Raw genomic sequence first — 16557 nt, 5'->3', positions numbered from 1 at the left:
GTCCATTTTCAGCATCGCACTGATAAACTATCAGCAACGAAGAGCTCTGTGTTAATGAGCGTTTTTATCTACCGTAAAATATGTCTGAACTTAATCCGAGTTTCCCAAGTTAAAAAGGTATTGGGTTTTATCTTTGTCTAAAGATTATGGCTATAGGCCTGTAACGCGCGCTTCAGCCTGTTGGTAGTTAGTAAAGGCATTAGCATCAATAATCCCCAGACGCTGCAATACTTCAGTAGCAATTAACCGGTTGCCTGTGCGGGAGAGATGTCCCGCTTGAATAAACAGTTCGTCTGCCGCGATACTTTCATTCTTGGCTTCAGTGAAAACTTCGATCACATCGATATTGGCCGCACCTAGCTTAGAGAGTATATAGACATAGTCACCGTTAAGTTTTAAATGGCGGAAGTCGTCTTCCAAGGGTTTGGTAGCGACCATAAATGGAATGTCGTTCGCTTTTGCAACATCACGAAACTGTATTACCATTTCAATGGCTAGATCACGTTTTTGTTCCCAGGTGGAAAGTTCACGGCCGTGTTTCCGATCCATACAACCTACGTATTCTTCAATTGCGCCCAGAGGGTCGGGGCCGGAGTTGCCAAAAAGAGAGAGTATTGAGCCCGTAAAATTCCGGTGTTTAAAGTACCCGGCGGTGTTAGTGTTTGCCAAGTCGAAATGCATCCCGGCCAGACTAAATTTGGTTGAAGACACTTTGAGGTTTTTCTTCATAATATAGCCAATATTATCCGAAGGCCAACCAACCGCTCGTTTGGTAGGTACATTGGTGACGCAAAGCCCACCGTTTCGCCGCTCGAAAAATGGTTTTTCCAATCCCCAGGCCTGGTGTTGGCCAGTTTCCCAAATATCATTGTCCGCGAAAAACGACAGTACAATTACATCGGGCTTGTATTGTAGGCCTTCCGAAATTAAACGTAGGTAACTTTGGTCGAGGCCGTAGCCGGAAGCTCCAAAATTAACCGAATCGAATTTTTTATCACCTATATGAGCCGATGCGATGGTTTCGGCGTAAGCGGGTATCGTTTCATTGTCACTGACACCCCAACCCCACATTTGCGAGTCACCAAAAAATGCCATGCGGAATGTATCTCGTGGTTTGCGGTAGTCTACTTCGTTTCCGCGTAGCCCTTTGGAATTATGGGTGATTATGCGTCCCAAAAATTCCTTTTGGACATTTGGAATCCCGGAATAGCCGAAGATGGTGTGGTACTGGAAAAAATCTAGACGCTCGAACGCAGGCCCGCCTTCCGATGTGGTTTCTATGGTTGGTTCCTTTGGCTGCGTAGCGGGTACGAGCTTGTTGAGTATGTAGAATAAACTTTCACTGAGCAATGCAATGAATAAAAGTGAAAAGAGGAAAAGCAGAGTATTTTGTAATAGACGTTTTAATAACGGTGCTTCTTGCACCTGCTCGATTGCAGAGCTTTGATGTTGGCCAGACATGGCAAGTATCCTTTTTTATATTTATTGGAAAGTTGGTTTCTATTCGGCCCTGTTTATTACGCCACCGAGTTGGACGAAAATACAGGCTTTAGCTATGCTCGCCAGTACGCTTCCCTGCGGTGTTAGATAACTCGAAAATTATAAAACCCGACTTGCATGGGAAACAACGGTTGAGAGCGAAAATGGACAACAAAATATAAAAATGGGCACGCTAATCTCGTTTTTTTCTGTAGTGCTTTGGTTAGCTAATAAAGATATTTTAAATCCGAATAAAAAGTAGAAATCTTAACTTTAGAAAAGCTTATTTCGCACATTATTATAATATTTGACGGGCCGGCTCATCGCGGCTGGTAAGCGCATGTTATTTCCTTTTCTCGATTAACGTTCTTCGATGCAACACTGTGGTATCGTGTCAATTCAGTACTTCGCGCCAACGGAAAATAATTGAATTCCTCGTTCCGCAAAAAAGAGCGCTTTAAATTATTATCGCAAACAGTAAATCACTTGCTTCGGTGTGGGTTAATCTAGGGCTGGCAGTTATGTCGTAAAGGGTTGGAAGCGTATCTAAATGCAGGCTGCTCAATATACATATTCACTAGGCGGTAGGTTTTCTGGCCCCTAGTCTGTGTTGTCAGCGTAGGTTGATGGCAACGAGACAAATCGATTTGTGAAGGTGTTCTGCTGTTAAGGCGCTGGCTGCGTGTATACAATAGCCGCAGTTATGAACTGGTTCATGGTGAGCCGGGGATACAATAATAAAGACAACTATCGTTTTCCTTGATCGAGATAATTATGCAATCGAGATACAACCCCTGGTGGTTTCCCTTTGCCATTGTTGGCTTGTTGGGCCTAGTGGCACTGCTCTTCGCGCTTCTGGTCGTAAAAACGGGCCATTTCAAGAGAGGGTTTGGCGCTTCAAACACTATAGGGGATACCGTCCCGAGCTATCACTGGAAAATGGTGACCGCCTGGCCCAAAAATTTCCCTGGCCTCGGTCTTGCCCCCGAAAATTTTGCCCGCATGGTTAATGATATGAGCGATGGGCGCCTGCAGATACACGTTCATGGTGCGAACGAAATTGTGCCGCCTCTGGCTGTGTTCGGTGCAGTGTCTTCCGGCAGTGTGCAGATGGGCCACAGTGCGGCTTATTATTGGAAGGGTAAAATTCCGGCTGCTGCACTTTTTACCTCGGTACCGTTTGGCATGAATGCACAGGAGTTGAATGGTTGGTTGCACTACGGCGGTGGCTTGGAGTTGTGGCGCGAACTTTACGAGCCTTTTAATTTGATCCCATTTGCTGCGGGCAATACCGGTGTGCAGATGGGGGGGTGGTTTAACCGCGAAATTCGTTCTGTGGATGATATTCGGGGCCTGAAAATGCGTATCCCCGGTATTGGTGGCGAGGTATTCACACGTGCTGGCGGCGAGGCGATTAATATTCCCGGTGGAGAACTATATACCTCTTTGCAGTCTGGTGTTATTGATGCAACGGAGTGGGTTGGACCCTATAACGATCTCGCTTTTGGATTTCATCAGATCGCTAAATACTACTACTACCCCGGTTGGCACGAGCCGGGCCCGACGCTGGAGATAATCGTTAACAAGGACGCTTACAATACTTTACCTGAAGATTTGCAGGCGATTATCGAAGCCGCTGCGCGCGCAGTGAATCAGGATATGCTTGATGAATATACGGCGAGGAATAATGCCGCGTTGGTGGAGCTAGTAGAAAATCACGGGGTACAGTTGCGTAAATTTCCAGCAGATGTCTTAAAAAAATTTGAAGCCATTTCTATGGATCTGTACGAAGAGCTATCACAAGAAGACCCGCTGTTTGCTAAAGTTTTTACTTCGTATCGTGAGTATTTAAGCGGTGTAAGTGCTTACCATGCGTTGACGGAAAAAGCTTATTTGGAGGCGAGATAGGCTATTGTCCCCAAATATATGGATTGGCTAGGGAGCCGCTGAAAAACCATCTTGGGTGGCAGCCTGGAGTTAAACATGCCTATTTGTTCGGTATAAACTACGCTTTTTTGTCCATTTTTGGCTTACACTTTTCAACTAGTAGCTAGGCAAATGTATTCGCGAAGAATAAAATTGTCTCCTTGCCTGCCAATCTTCTGGTGTTTTGTCAGCCCTCTACGAGTTACGTTTTATGCTCAGCTATCGCCACGCCTTTCACGTCGGTAACTATGCCGATGTGCTAAAGCACTTTATTGTTTGCCGTATTTTGACTTACCTTACACAAAAGTCTTCGGCGGTGCGTTATATCGATACGCACGCAGGCGCGGGAGTTTACCCGCTGGCGGCTGCAGAAACCGAGAAACTCGGTGAGTATCGGCAGGGAATAAGTTTACTGCGAAAGCTAGCGCCAAGCGCCATGCCCGAATCGGTTGGGCAATATATGGCGTTGGTTAATCAGCTAAATTCCGCTAACGAGCTGAGTCTGTACCCTGGCTCCCCTTGGTTTGCACATAAAATTTTGCGCTCTCAAGATAGGCTCAATATTTTTGAGCTGCAGTCAACTGAATTTAGCGCGCTTCAGCAGCTGTTTTCAACGGACAGTCGGGTTAGCGTACTTCGGGAGGATGGATTTAAAGGTGTTAGAGCCCTATTGCCACCGAGGACAGAAACAAGAGCTTTTGTGTTGATCGATCCTTCCTATGAAATGAAACAAGAATACCGGAAGATCCCGGAGCTGGTGACGGAGCTACACAAAAAGTTTTCTACTGGTGTCTTTGCTGTTTGGTATCCCGTGGTGGGAGATTACAGTCGAACATTGCTTAAGGCTTTTGAGCTCAGCGGAATAAAAAAAATAGCCAGGTTTGAGCTTGCCCGGTCGGCAAATGTAAACGCGAAAGGAATGCGTGCAACGGGAATGTTGGTCGTTAATCCGCCGTGGACATTGGCAAATGATGTGGCTGAATTTTTTAGCCTTTTTGCGCCGCTGGTTGATGAGGATACGGGAAAGGGGCTTGCTATAAATGACTGGTTAGTGGGCGAGCGATAAACGGGTTTTTAACCTGATTCAGAGGCTCTCTAGCCGGTTATTGAAAAACTGTCTGCGTTGCCAGCGCGGCGTTAAAAGCGGGCTCCTAGTATTCATTATATTTTTTTGAACTTCCGCGTACTTTATTTGCAGGGTATTTCTGTTCGTTCTTTTGGGTCTTCAGGGCTATCGAATCAAAGATATCAATATTCAGTTGGTCGGCCAGTCTCACCAAATACAGTTGAATATCGGCAATCTCATCGGCGACAGCTTGCTTTTTTTCGGTGTTCAGTGATTGCGATTCCGCTTCGGTTAACCACTGAAAGTGTTCTACTAACTCGGCGACTTCAACGCTTATTGCCATGCTCAAATTTTTCGGGGAATGAAATTTCTCCCAATCCCTGTCCCGGGCGAAGCCCTGTAAATATACGCGAATCTGTTCTAGGTCTCGCATGGTAATGAATTGCCTCCCTTTGGAATAACAGCTATTGATATTTAAGTTGGGGTTTTCGCACTCGTCGGTTCGCTATGTCTGAGCGACCGAGTCAGTGTTGCCTCTAAGAGAGACAAGCCAGCAGATAGATCGGTCAGTAACGGGAATCCGACCGACGTCGCAACCCTAATCTCTAGGAATGGGACGTGTGCGCCCTGTATCGTCTATGGCGACGTAAACAAACTCTCCTTCTGTCACTTTTTGTTGTTCGCTTTTGTCATATTGCTTTACCCATACTTCCACGAGCGTTTTAACAGATGCTCGTCCGACGTCGATGGTTTCGCAATAGCAGCTGACGATTGATCCGACTGGAACCGGGCGCAAAAAAGCCATACTGCCCACGGCTACGGTGGTTACCCGGCCACGGGCAACTTGGCGCGCCGCAATCGCGCCGCCCAGATCCATTTGCGACATCAGCCAACCGCCAAAAATATCCCCGTTGGAGTTGGTGTCCCGGGGGAGTGCCAGCGTTTGTAGCACAAGCTCACCGGTGGGTTTGGGGTCTTCATCAATACTGGGCATGCTGGGTTTCCTTAATGGTAGGTCGAATTTTATCGTACAGATGATGACAGTTTGTCTGGCAGCCAGGTGGCGAGTTCTGGCCAGCAGGCAAGCAGTAGCATCATCAATAATTGTATGGCAATAAAGGGGATAACACCTCGATAGATTGCCGTAGTCGTTACCGACTTGGGGGCAACGCCACGCAAGTAAAATAGGGCGAAACCGAAAGGCGGTGTTAAAAATGAGGTTTGTAAATTAACTGCAATCATTACGCCAAGCCACACGGGATCAATACCCATGCCGAGCAATACCGGGCCGACGATGGGGATTACCACAAACGTGATTTCTATAAAATCGAGAATAAATCCGAGCAAAAATATGGCGGCCATAACCACTAGCAACGCCATAAAAGCGCCTCCGGGCAGTTCCTGGAAGAAATCGGTTACCAGTTGGTCGCCGCCCAGGCCTTGAAAAACCAGTGAAAATAACGAGGCGCCCAGAAGAATGGCAAACACCATAGCGGTAACTTTGGTGGTGGAGCGCACCACATCGCGCAGGGCGTTCAAGTTGAGTTGGCGTTTGGTGGCGGCCAGTACGCAGGCGGCGAATGCGCCGACTCCAGCGGCTTCGGTTGGCGTTGCGACGCCCCCGACAATGGAGCCCAGTACCAGTAGAATCAGTAATATGGGAGGGGCAATACTCAGCAGTAGCTGGGAGAAAGAAACGCTTTCGTCCTCGGTTATTGGAGGGGCGTGGTGAGGCCTCATAACGCTTACAAGCAATAAGTATCCGATATAGAGGGTTACCAGTAACAGACCGGGAATGATTGCTCCCATAAATAAGTCGCCCACCGACACCGGCGCGGCGTTGAATACGCCGAGCTTGAGTTGCGCCTGTTGGTAGGCGCTGGAAAGTACATCACCCAGCAATACGAGAGCAATAGATGGGGGGATAATCTGTCCAAGTGTGCCAGTGGCGCAAATGGTTCCGGCGGCGAGTGCAGGGTCATATTGCCTTTTAAGCATGGTGGGAAGTGACATCAGCCCCATGGTAACCACGGTGGCGCCAACAATACCGGTGCTGGCGGCCATCAGCATACCGACGAAAACGACTGAAAGCCCGAGGCCAGCCGGAAAGCGCGAGCAGGCGTGGGCCATTCGCTCCAGCAATTCCTCGGCAATACGTGAACGCTCCAGCATAACTCCCATAAACACAAACAGCGGAACTGCAATAAGCGTGGTGTTGGTCATGGTACCGGCGTAGATACGATCGGGGTAAAGCATTAAAAGGTTAGGGTCAAAACTACCGAGAAGTGAGCCCACCCCTGCGAACAGTAAGGCCGTGCCCGCAAGCGTAAATGCTACCGGGTAGCCCAGCATTAGGGCTGCACAGACAGCCAGAAACATCAGTAAAGGGAGAAATTCAGTCACGTTTTATTCTTATTGTTCGTTGGCTTGTTTCCAGCAAAGCGTACAAAGTGCGCGCAGAGCTTCACTCACGGCCTGTAATGCCAATAGGCAGCCGCTGATGGGAATAAGGGTTTTCAATGCGAACACCAGGGGTAGGCCACCGGGGTCGGCCGATGTTTCGCCAATAGCCCAGGCCTTGACCACAAAATCGAGACTTACCAGGGTGAGAAAAAGCGCAAACGGCAGTAGAAACAGAACACTACCCAGTGTATCGACCCAAGCTTTCTGTACTCGGTTGAAGCGTCCATAAAACACATCCACGCGCACATGCCCTCCCTGTTGCAAATTAAAGCCTAGGCACAGCATCAGTACCGTGGCGTGCAAGTAGGTCACCGATTCCTGTAGGGCGATAGAGCCAACGCCCAGCAGTGTGCGCATAAAAACGATAGTCGCTACCAGCAGGACCATAACGGCGATAAGCCATGCGATGGTTTGGCCGATGGTTTGGCTCAGCCTGTCTAGCTTTTTGCTGATGCTGTACAGAGCATACGAATGGCTATCGGAGCTCACTGTCTGTTCAGATGAGTTGCTTATTATTGTCACAAGAGGTTCATATTTTCGGACCGAAAGCTAATTATACTCTGAAAGCCCCAAGTCAAGCGCGTTTCACAAGCTTTGTGGCAACTTTGTTTGAATAGCGTCTATGCTTGTCACAAATTTGTCACAAATCTGACTTAGGATGCCTTCCATACAGACACGGAAAGAGCCCGCGTAATTTTCGCGCCAACTTTCGTTAATAATTCTATGGGTTCGGCGGCTGGGTGTTGAAACGTCGGGTCTGATTATTTCCAATAAAACAAATCTCTTAAGGAGGTTATCGTGAATAAATTCCTGGTTTGGACTCTGGCCGCGGCTACTACTGTTGCAGCATCTTCTGCGTTTGCTGCGCGTGATTCTATCAGTATTGTAGGTTCTTCTACCGTCTTCCCGTTTTCTAAAGTTGTTGCCGAGCGTTTCGGTAAAGCAACCAAATTCAAGTCGCCAACGGTTGAGTCCACCGGCACTGGCGGTGGATTCAAGCAATTTTGCGGCGGCGTGGGTGTAAATTTCCCCGATATCTCCAATGCTTCCCGCCGTATCAAACAGGCTGAATTTGATAATTGTCAGGCTGCTGGAGTTACCGAGATCGTTGAAGTGCTGATTGGTTACGACGGTATTGTTATTGCCAACTCCGTTAAAGCTGACCGTGCTAACTTATCTCGCAAAGATCTGTTTATGGCGCTGGCCAAGAAGGTGCCTAACCCCAACGGCTCTGAAACGCTGATTGATAATCCTTACAAAACCTGGAAAGACGTTAACCCAACGTTATCTGCTACCAAGATCGAAGTGCTTGGTCCTCCCCCTACGTCCGGTACTCGCGATGCGTTTGTTGAGTTGGCGATGGAAGGTGGTTGTCAGAAGTTTGCTTGGATCAAGGCGCTGAAAAAGACTGATAAATCCAAGTACAAGGAAATTTGCCATATTATTCGTGAAGATGGCTCCTTTATTGAAGCCGGTGAAAACGACAACCTTATCGTTCAAAAACTGAATGCTAATAAAAATGCCCTGGGAATTTTTGGTTTTAGCTTTCTGGATCAGAACAGCGATAAAGTCCAAGCCTCTAACATCGATGAAGAGCAGCCGACTTTTGAAACCATTGCCGATGGTAGCTACCCGGTATCCCGTCCACTTTACTTCTACGTGAAGAAAGCTCACGTTGGCTTGATCCCTGGCATTACCGAGTACCTGGCTGAGTTCACCAGCGAAAGAGCCTGGGGTGAAGAAGGTTACTTGGCTGACAAGGGTATGATTCCACTGTCTGAAGACGAGCGTGCCAGTATTGGTGGCGCAGTGAAAGGAATGAAAGCACTTAAATCCTTATAAGTGTGGGCTATTTACCTGTAATGACTATAATGCCGGCCGAACAGGCAAATGAGGGGGCTTTTAGAAAAGATTCCTTAACAATTGCAGGTTACAGTTAGTTTTCTTATGAAGCCCGGCCGGATGTCGGGCTTTGTCGACTTTAACGTACAGAGGCATATCGCTGTATGGATATTTGGGTATTAACAATTTTGATGGGCGCCGTGTTTCTGGCAACCTTCTTCTTCGGTCGCAACCGCTCATTGGCGGTTTCGTCGTCAGTTGGTGGTACCCGCTACCTGAATTCGCTGCCCTATTATTATGGCGTGCTTACCGCGTTGTGGGCAACGGTCCCGGCCCTGGTAGTGCTGGCGTTGTGGGAAATGTTCGATACCAGCATTATCGAAAGTTTTGTGCTCAGCGAACTGCCCAGCAATGTTGATTTCAGTGATGAGTCGGCAAAAGGTTTGTTACTTAATCAGATCTATAATCTTTCTTCGGGGCAAATGAGCAGTGATGGCGTCCCCGCCTATATGGCTACGGCGGTGGAGCGGGTTCAAACGCTGACTAACTACAGCCGCTGGTTGGTGGGTGTGTTGGTGTTATCACTGATGGTGGTTTTTGGTGCAATCACCTGGTGGCGGATTAATCCCCATTTAAGGGCGCGCTCCCATGTGGAAAACGTTTTTCGCTTTGCGCTACTGGGATGTGCCTCTCTGGCGATTCTTACCACCGTCGGTATTGTGATGTCCGTACTGGTGGAATCCTTGCGTTTCTTCCATTCGGTTCCCCTGAGCGAATTCCTGTTTGGGCTTGAATGGAGCCCTCAAACAGCCATTCGCAAAGATCAGGTCGCAGGCTCCAGTAGTTTCGGTGCCGTTCCACTGTTTGCGGGCACCCTTTTGATCGCCTTTATCGCCCTGCTGTTGGCAGTGCCTACGGGGCTGATGTCGGCCATCTACTTATCGGAATATGCCCCGCGAAATGTTCGCACCCTAATTAAGCCTCTACTGGAGGTGTTGGCGGGTATTCCTACTGTGGTATATGGCTTCTTTGCCGCTATTACGGTGGCTCCTTTTATTCGTGATGTTGCCTTGGCTGTGGGTTTGGATAACTGGGTTACCGTTACCTCCGAAAGCGCGTTGGCAGCGGGTCTGGTGATGGGGGTGATGATTATTCCGTTTATTTCATCCTTGTCGGATGACGTAATTAATGCTGTGCCGCAGTCTCTGCGCGATGGAGCGTTGGCCCTGGGTGCAACCCGATCCGAAATGATTCGTCAGGTGGTTATTCCTGCAGCTCTACCCGGTATTGTGGGGGGGGTGCTGCTGGCGGCGTCCCGGGCCATTGGCGAAACCATGATTGTGGTGATGGCGGCTGGCCTTGCAGCCAAATTAACCGCCAACCCTCTGGATTCTGTTACGACGGTTACCGTACAAATTGTTACTTTGCTGGTGGGCGATCAAGAATTTGACAGCCCGAAGACACTGGCCGCATTTGCTCTGGGGTTGATGCTCTTTATCGTCACCCTGATCCTCAACTACGTTGCCCTTTATGTGGTGAGAAAATACCGTGAACAATACGAATAAATCGAATCCCAGCGCCTCGGCGTTGGTAGAAAAAGGTCTGAAAAAACGTTATGCGGCAGAACGGCGTTTTAAGCTGTTTGGCATGATGTCGGTTGGCGTGGGCATTGTCGCATTGATCGTTTTGTTCACCGATATTATCGGTAATGGCATGGGCGCGTTTCGGCAAACCTATATCGAGCTTGAAGTGGTTTTCGATCCCTCTGTGTTAGAAATCACTGAAGTCAATGAAGATCAGCTGTTGCAGGGCAATTTTGCCGGCATTATCCGCAAGGGTTTGTTGCAGCAGTTTAGTGACGTTAGTGGGCGCAGTAGCAAACGAAAGCTCTACGCACTGACTAGCTACGGCGCAGCCTATCACCTGCGTGACCAGCTTGCCGATAATCCGGAGCTGTTGGGCCAGTCGGTGACAGTGGAGATATTGGCCGACGACGATGTGGACACCTATGTGAAAAGCATCGAAGACGGCGATCCGTTTATGGGTCGCCTGAGCAAGGAGCAGGTCGGCTGGATTGAAACATTGGTGCAGCAAGACCGTATTCACATGAACTTTAATCGCACTTTCTTTACCTCTGGCGATTCGGCAGAGCCGGAGCAGGCGGGTATTCTTGGTGCATTGTTGGGTAGCCTGCTAACGCTACTGGTCACTGGAATGCTGTCTTTTCCCATTGGCGTGGCGGCAGCTATTTATCTGGAAGAGTATGCCTCCCGCAACAGGTTTACGGATTTTATTGAGGTCAATATTAACAACCTTGCTGCCGTTCCCTCGGTCATTTTCGGTTTATTGGGTTTGGCCATCTTTCTCAACTTTTTCGGTATGCCACGCTCCATCCCGCTCGTGGGGGGGTTGGTTTTAACCTTAATGACCTTGCCTACTGTGATTATCTCCAGCCGGGCAGCAATTAAAGCGGTACCGCCGTCCATTCGAGAAGCTGCTCTGGGTATGGGCGCTTCCAAGATGCAGATGATTCTGCAGCATGTACTGCCGCTGGCAATGCCGGGCATGTTGACAGGTGCTATTATCGGTATGGCGCAGGCGTTGGGAGAAACTGCGCCCCTGCTGATGATTGGTATGGTTGCCTTTATTGTGGATGTTCCGGGAAGCGTTACCGACCCCTCTACCGTGTTGCCCGTTCAAATTTTTCTTTGGGCGGATAGCCCCGAGCGAGCGTTTGTGGAGCGTACTTCTGCCGCCATTATGGTTCTCTTGGCGTTTCTGATAACTATGAACACCCTCGCAATCTGGTTGCGCAAGCGTCTGGAACGACGCTGGTAAACGGGTGCAAGCAACTGGAACACAAGCATGGAAATCATCACTGAAAGCATAGAAAGGCCTGCTAGCGCAGAAACCCAAGTTTTGCCGCAAGAGACAGTAAAAATGAATGAAAGAACCGTGGTTCCCTCCGTTGTTGAGGGACACCAGAAAGCAGACACCGTCGGTATTCCTTTTGTGGAAAACCCGAGATTCACCATGCGTGGCGTAAATGTGTTTTACGGGGAGAAGCAGGCGGTTTTCGATGTAAACCTGGATATTGCACAGAACGAAGTGATTGCGATGATCGGTCCATCTGGCTGTGGTAAATCAACATTTTTACGCTGCTTGAACCGTATGAACGACACCATTGAGACCTGTCGTGTGGAAGGAGAGCTATCCTTGGATGGCTTAAATATCTATAGCCCTAAGTTAGATGTTGTTCCTCTGCGGGCAAGGGTTGGAATGGTATTTCAGAAGCCCAATCCCTTCCCTAAATCGATATATGAAAATGTGGCCTACGGCCCAAAAATTCACGGTTTGGTGCGGCGACGTTCAGAAATGGATGAAATTGTCGAAACCAGTTTGCGTCGTGCGAGTCTGTGGGAGGAAGTTAAGGATCGCCTGCATCAGCCTGGTACAGGATTGTCAGGTGGTCAGCAGCAGCGATTGTGTATCGCCCGTACTATTGCTGTAAGTCCAGAAGTAATTTTGATGGATGAGCCGTGTTCAGCGTTGGATCCCATTGCTACGGCAAAAATTGAAGAATTAATTGCAGAATTGAGCCAAAACTTTACTATCGCTATTGTGACACACTCAATGCAGCAGGCCGCGCGTGTTTCTCACCGTACGGCTTACTTCCACTTGGGTAATCTGGTAGAAGTAAATGCCACCAAAAAAGTATTTACAACGCCCGACCACGAATTGACAGAAGCTTACATAACCGGCCGCTTTGGTTAACCAACAGGATCCGAAACATGGAAACCATGAATCTCGACCAACATATTTCCCAGCAGTTTAATGCTGACCTAGAGCAATTGCGCAGTTCACTGCTGGAAATGGGGGGCTTGGTAGAAGATCAATTGCGGGACTCGGTGCAGGCGTTGCAGGATGCTGATGCCGATTTGGCAGAAAAAGTGATGCAGTCCGAAAACGAAGTGAATAGTCGCGAAGTTTCAATTGATGCGGAATGTACTGAAATTCTGGCCCGCCGCCAGCCAGCCGCTTCGGATTTACGTTTGGTTTTGAGCGTGACCAAAGCAATCCGCGATCTGGAACGCGTTGGTGATGAGGCCTCAAAAATTGCCCGTATGGCATTGGAATTGGGTGATACCGATTTTGCGCCACAGGGTTTTATCGAAATTCGTCATATGTCCACCAACGTTCAAAAAATGTTGAATGCGGCATTAGATGCATTTGCCCGCTTTGACGTTCGCGCGGCGATAAAAGTGATGCGTGACGACCGCTACGTCGATCGCGAGTATAAATCAGCCATGCGTGAAATGGTCACCCAGATGATGGAAGATCCACGCAGCATTTCTCGCGTATTGAATATTATTTGGGCACTGCGCTCGTTGGAGCGTATAGGCGATCACTCTCGCAATATTGCCGAGCATGTTATCTACTTGGTACGCGGCACCGATGTTCGTCATGTGTCGTTGAAAGATATTGAAGAACAATTGAACGATTCACGCTGAGTTATTCACCGTCTTTTTAAAAAAGGCACCTTTGGGTGCCTTTTTTTTTGGCCGATTGATTTAAATCCGGGCGAACTGCGGCAATTGATCTATTCTTCCCCGAAAGTGCCGGTTGGAGTGCACCAAAATAAAACGGAGACTTTTAACGATATTTGGGCGGTTGTTTTAGTTGTTCTTCAGCCTTTTACCCCTCCCTGTCATATAATAGTCATAACGTATACATATAGTCGCCACAAATAATTCATTCAACTGAAATAATTGGGTTGTTCGAAGTCATTCGGGCAATCTGGGAATATCAATCCATAATTTGGGGAATCCTATGAACAAGAAAATCTTAGCCGCTGTTATTGCCAGTACGATGGCTGTTTCTGCAAATGCCGCAGACGTCGATATTTACGGCAAGGTGAATTTAACTCTCCACGCTTTCGATGACGGAGACGAATCCATTTTCGAAGTTAAAAACAATGCTTCCCGTATCGGTTTTAAAGGTGAAGAAGCGACTGAGAATGGCCTGACGGTTGTCTATCAATATGAACTTGGCGTCTCTCCTGACACCAAAGAAGATAAAGGCAACTACAATGACACCTTCACCCAGCGTAATTCATTTCTGGGTGTGAAAGGTGATTTCGGTTTGGTTAAAGTTGGTACCTTCGACACACCATTCAAGTCCGCACAGGGCAAAATTGATGTGTTCGGTGACCTCGTCGGTGATATTGCTGAAATGCTGACCAAAAATGACCAGCGTTTAGGTAACTCCGTTGCTTACAGCACGCCCTCTTTGAGTGGCTTTAAAGGTAATATTCAATATATTGCGTCTGAAGATGCAGAAACTGATTCCGGCGTATCGGCTTCTGCGACTTTTAGTCAAGGTGGCGTTTACTTGGCGTTGGCACACGACTCCAATGTAAAAGAAGAAGATACCAATGCAACGCGTTTAGTCGGAGCCTATACCTTCAATGGTGTTCAGCTGGGCGGCCTGTACGAAACCCGAGAGCCTGCAGATGATACTGATTCTGTGGATGCATGGTTGGTGTCTGCCAAGGTTGCCATCAATAAGCTCGATCTGAAAGCCCAGTACGGCGCTTCGGATATTAAAGAAGAAGGTGGAACCACCACGAGTGTTGGTCTTGACTACCGTATGACCAAAAACTTCACCATCACCAGTTACATATCCAGCAATGAGTCTGATGCTGGAACTGAAGACACCTTCGTAGGTGCCGGTGGTATTCTGAAGTTCTAATTGTTTCAGAATCTTACAAATCAAAGGCGAGCCCAGTGCTCGCCTTTTTTATGCCTACAGGATGTAGGTATGCCGCGTAGGCCAAGGATGGCCGAGAGCGGCGGCCACAGGATGTAGACCGAAATTTGCTCCTGCAATTTCGGCATTTCCGCCATCCGTGGCGGTCGTATGCCGCGTAGGCCAAGGATGGCCGAGAGCGGCGGCCACAGGATGTAGACCGAAATTTGCTCCTGCAATTTCGGCATTTCCGCCATCCGTGGCGGTCGTATGCCGCGAGGGCGGGAGCATCGCGGCATTTGCGAATTCTTGCTGATTATGGTCGGAAACAGTGGTAAAACCGCTGCCAGATTGGGAGTTGTGAGCTACAGGCGTCGTCTTGGACTACACTGAAGGGGTTGCGGCAGGGGAAACAGCCTGTCGTCATTAGTTGTCATGGTAATGAATTATCGGAGGCTTATTAGTATCATGAAATTGTTAAGTGCATTGTTAATGGTTGCCGTACTCGCAGCGTGTGAAGGGGGCTTACGAGGTTTAAGCAACCAGGAGTTGGCGGCGAAAAATGATGAATGTGTGATGGGAAATCCAACATCCCCCGGAAAAGTCACCGCTTGCGAGAATGTTCGAAAAGAATGTGAACGACGTCGAAAAGACGGAAATTTTGCCTGCTAACCTGCCGATATAATCACTCCGGCAACTGTTGCCGGAGTGATTAAGCCTTTCTATTCTCCTGTTAATTCCTGTATACGCTGCTGGGCGGCCTTGCCCACTTCACTGTTTTCATTTGCGGCTTTGCGAAAATACTCGATGGCCTGGCTGCGATTACCCTGCTGCACTTCGATCTCTCCGAGATTAAAAACGGCAATTGATGTCGGTAATAGCTGGTAACTGCGAGTCAGGGCCGGTTTTGCTGTTGTATAGCGTTTTAATTTCATCTCGCTTAAACCCAGCCCCAGTTGGCCCATAAAATAATCGGGGTTGAGGCTATTGGCTTTGGAAAAAGCATCGCGCGCGCTTTTTGCTTGGTTTTGGGCCATTAGAATCTTGCCCTTGGTGATATAAAACAGCGATTCGTTCGGCTGAGATTTAATGGCTTTATTGGTTAAGGACAGAGCCTGCTCGTAATCTTCATTCGTGGCAGCGGCCAGGGCTTTTACATGTTGGTTGTAGGCAGGCTGATCTTTTTTCAGCTGTGCGATGGCGCGTTGAAACGCTGAGCGATTACGCTTGCCGGACGGCAATTGAGCCGCTTTTGCCTTATTTTTATCGACTCTTTCCTGCGAAGGTGGGTGGCTGGCGAAAAGGTTGTTCAAAAAATTGTTATTGCGATTGGCCGAAAGTTCAACAAATTTTTGCTGCAACTCTACCGAGGCCATGGGATCGTAGCCAGCGGTTACCATATAGTCGATACCAAAGTTATCCGCCTCTAGCTCCTGGTTTCTGCCGTAGCGGGCTTGGAATGCTTGAGCCCCAACGGCCGCGCCAAGGCCAATTAGCGCGGCGTTTTCATTTTCCATTTTTTCTGCGGCCACGCCGGCGACCAATACGCCAATGCCGATAATTTGAGCGGTTCGCATCTGGTTGGCGGAGTGTTCGGCGGCGGCATGTACGACCTCGTGACCGAGGACAGCTGCCAATTGGGCTTCATCTTCCAGCATCACCAGCAGCCCACGATTGATGGCGATTTTTCCGCCAGGTAATGCCCAGGCGTTGGGCTCATCGTTATTGAGGACAACAAACTCGAATGGCAGCCGCACGGGGCTGGGGGCCGCGACGGCCTGCCCCACTTGGTTGATGTAAACATTCACGTCCGGATCGACACTGTAACGCCCACCCTGTTGCTGCTGAGCAGGACCGTATTGTTCACTACCGATTTGAACCTGCTCAGAAAATGACATACTGAGCTGACGCTTACCGGTTACTTGATTAACGGTACAGCCGGTGGCGAGAGTTAAAGCAAGCAGCAGAGCGATACCTATACGGGTAACGAAGTGGTTCCAGGTCATGTTTACATCCTTTTCCTTTAGTTTGAA

General features: G+C 48.6%; 16 protein-coding genes. 9 read left to right on the top strand and 7 right to left on the bottom strand.

The genetic code is table 11. The features are described from left to right. Positions 1-150 precede the first annotated feature (150 nt). A complete protein-coding gene (locus tag H5715_RS15230) occupies positions 151-1461 on the bottom strand; it encodes an SGNH/GDSL hydrolase family protein (RefSeq protein ID WP_075187125.1) in 1311 nt (436 codons plus the stop codon). Between the two features lie 792 nt (positions 1462-2253). Between H5715_RS15230 and H5715_RS15225 the strand changes: the two genes are divergently transcribed. Both H5715_RS15225 and H5715_RS15220 read left to right on the top strand, forming a co-directional pair. After that, positions 2254-3387 (top strand): TRAP transporter substrate-binding protein, encoded by a 1134-nt coding sequence (locus tag H5715_RS15225; protein WP_139309871.1) that lies wholly within the window; start codon positions 2254-2256, stop codon positions 3385-3387. 229 nt (positions 3388-3616) lie between these two features. After that, positions 3617-4471, top strand: a complete 855-nt coding sequence (locus tag H5715_RS15220; RefSeq protein WP_075187126.1) for a 23S rRNA (adenine(2030)-N(6))-methyltransferase RlmJ — start codon at positions 3617-3619, stop codon at positions 4469-4471. Between the two features lie 85 nt (positions 4472-4556). On the opposite strand, the gene H5715_RS15215 is transcribed toward H5715_RS15220, so the two are convergent. The 4 genes from H5715_RS15215 to H5715_RS15200 form a co-directional block, all read right to left on the bottom strand. Beyond that, on the bottom strand, positions 4557-4904 hold the full coding sequence (locus H5715_RS15215) for a nucleotide pyrophosphohydrolase (RefSeq protein WP_075187127.1): 348 nt from the start codon (positions 4902-4904) through the stop codon (positions 4557-4559). Between the two features lie 165 nt (positions 4905-5069). Then, positions 5070-5465: an acyl-CoA thioesterase gene (locus tag H5715_RS15210; protein WP_075187128.1), complete on the bottom strand. Its 396-nt coding sequence runs from the start codon at positions 5463-5465 to the stop codon at positions 5070-5072. Between the two features lie 29 nt (positions 5466-5494). Next, positions 5495-6823 carry a TRAP transporter large permease gene (locus H5715_RS15205; RefSeq protein ID WP_246434789.1) on the bottom strand — a complete coding sequence of 443 codons (1329 nt, stop codon included), beginning with the start codon at positions 6821-6823 and terminating at the stop codon, positions 5495-5497. A 60-nt stretch (positions 6824-6883) separates the two neighbouring features. Next, positions 6884-7456, bottom strand: coding sequence for a TRAP transporter small permease subunit (locus H5715_RS15200; protein WP_246434578.1), 573 nt, complete (start codon positions 7454-7456; stop codon positions 6884-6886). A 276-nt stretch (positions 7457-7732) separates the two neighbouring features. On the opposite strand from H5715_RS15200, the gene H5715_RS15195 reads away from it, so the two are divergent. The 6 genes from H5715_RS15195 (at position 7733) to H5715_RS15170 (ending at position 14527) form a co-directional block, all read left to right on the top strand. Then, positions 7733-8776 (top strand): PstS family phosphate ABC transporter substrate-binding protein, encoded by a 1044-nt coding sequence (locus H5715_RS15195; protein WP_075187130.1) that lies wholly within the window; start codon positions 7733-7735, stop codon positions 8774-8776. Between the two features lie 164 nt (positions 8777-8940). Continuing rightward, positions 8941-10341, top strand: a complete 1401-nt coding sequence (gene pstC, locus H5715_RS15190; RefSeq protein ID WP_075187131.1) for a phosphate ABC transporter permease subunit PstC — start codon at positions 8941-8943, stop codon at positions 10339-10341. Then, positions 10325-11614 carry a phosphate ABC transporter permease PstA gene (gene pstA / locus H5715_RS15185; RefSeq protein WP_075187132.1) on the top strand — a complete coding sequence of 430 codons (1290 nt, stop codon included), beginning with the start codon at positions 10325-10327 and terminating at the stop codon, positions 11612-11614. The genes pstC and pstA overlap by 17 nt, the downstream gene beginning before the upstream one ends. A 102-nt stretch (positions 11615-11716) precedes the next feature. Next, entirely contained in the window at positions 11717-12550 is an 834-nt protein-coding gene (gene pstB / locus H5715_RS15180) for a phosphate ABC transporter ATP-binding protein PstB (RefSeq protein ID WP_246434577.1), read from the top strand. Between the two features lie 17 nt (positions 12551-12567). Then, positions 12568-13287, top strand: coding sequence for a phosphate signaling complex protein PhoU (gene phoU / locus H5715_RS15175; RefSeq protein WP_075187134.1), 720 nt, complete (start codon positions 12568-12570; stop codon positions 13285-13287). Between the two features lie 319 nt (positions 13288-13606). Continuing rightward, positions 13607-14527 (top strand): porin, encoded by a 921-nt coding sequence (locus H5715_RS15170; protein ID WP_075187135.1) that lies wholly within the window; start codon positions 13607-13609, stop codon positions 14525-14527. 54 nt (positions 14528-14581) lie between these two features. On the opposite strand, the gene H5715_RS15165 is transcribed toward H5715_RS15170, so the two are convergent. After that, entirely contained in the window at positions 14582-14815 is a 234-nt protein-coding gene (locus H5715_RS15165; protein ID WP_185906550.1) for a hypothetical protein, read from the bottom strand. A gap of 177 nt (positions 14816-14992) precedes the next feature. On the opposite strand from H5715_RS15165, the gene H5715_RS15160 reads away from it, so the two are divergent. Beyond that, positions 14993-15196 carry a hypothetical protein gene (locus H5715_RS15160; protein WP_075187136.1) on the top strand — a complete coding sequence of 68 codons (204 nt, stop codon included), beginning with the start codon at positions 14993-14995 and terminating at the stop codon, positions 15194-15196. A 50-nt stretch (positions 15197-15246) separates the two neighbouring features. On the opposite strand, the gene H5715_RS15155 is transcribed toward H5715_RS15160, so the two are convergent. Continuing rightward, entirely contained in the window at positions 15247-16530 is a 1284-nt protein-coding gene (locus H5715_RS15155) for a M48 family metalloprotease (protein ID WP_075187137.1), read from the bottom strand. Between the last annotated feature and the right edge of the window lie 27 nt (positions 16531-16557).

This window comes from Teredinibacter haidensis, assembly GCF_014211975.1.
Lineage (GTDB): Bacteria > Pseudomonadota > Gammaproteobacteria > Pseudomonadales > Cellvibrionaceae > Teredinibacter > Teredinibacter haidensis.
This window is presented reverse-complemented; position numbering and strand designations above follow the sequence as displayed.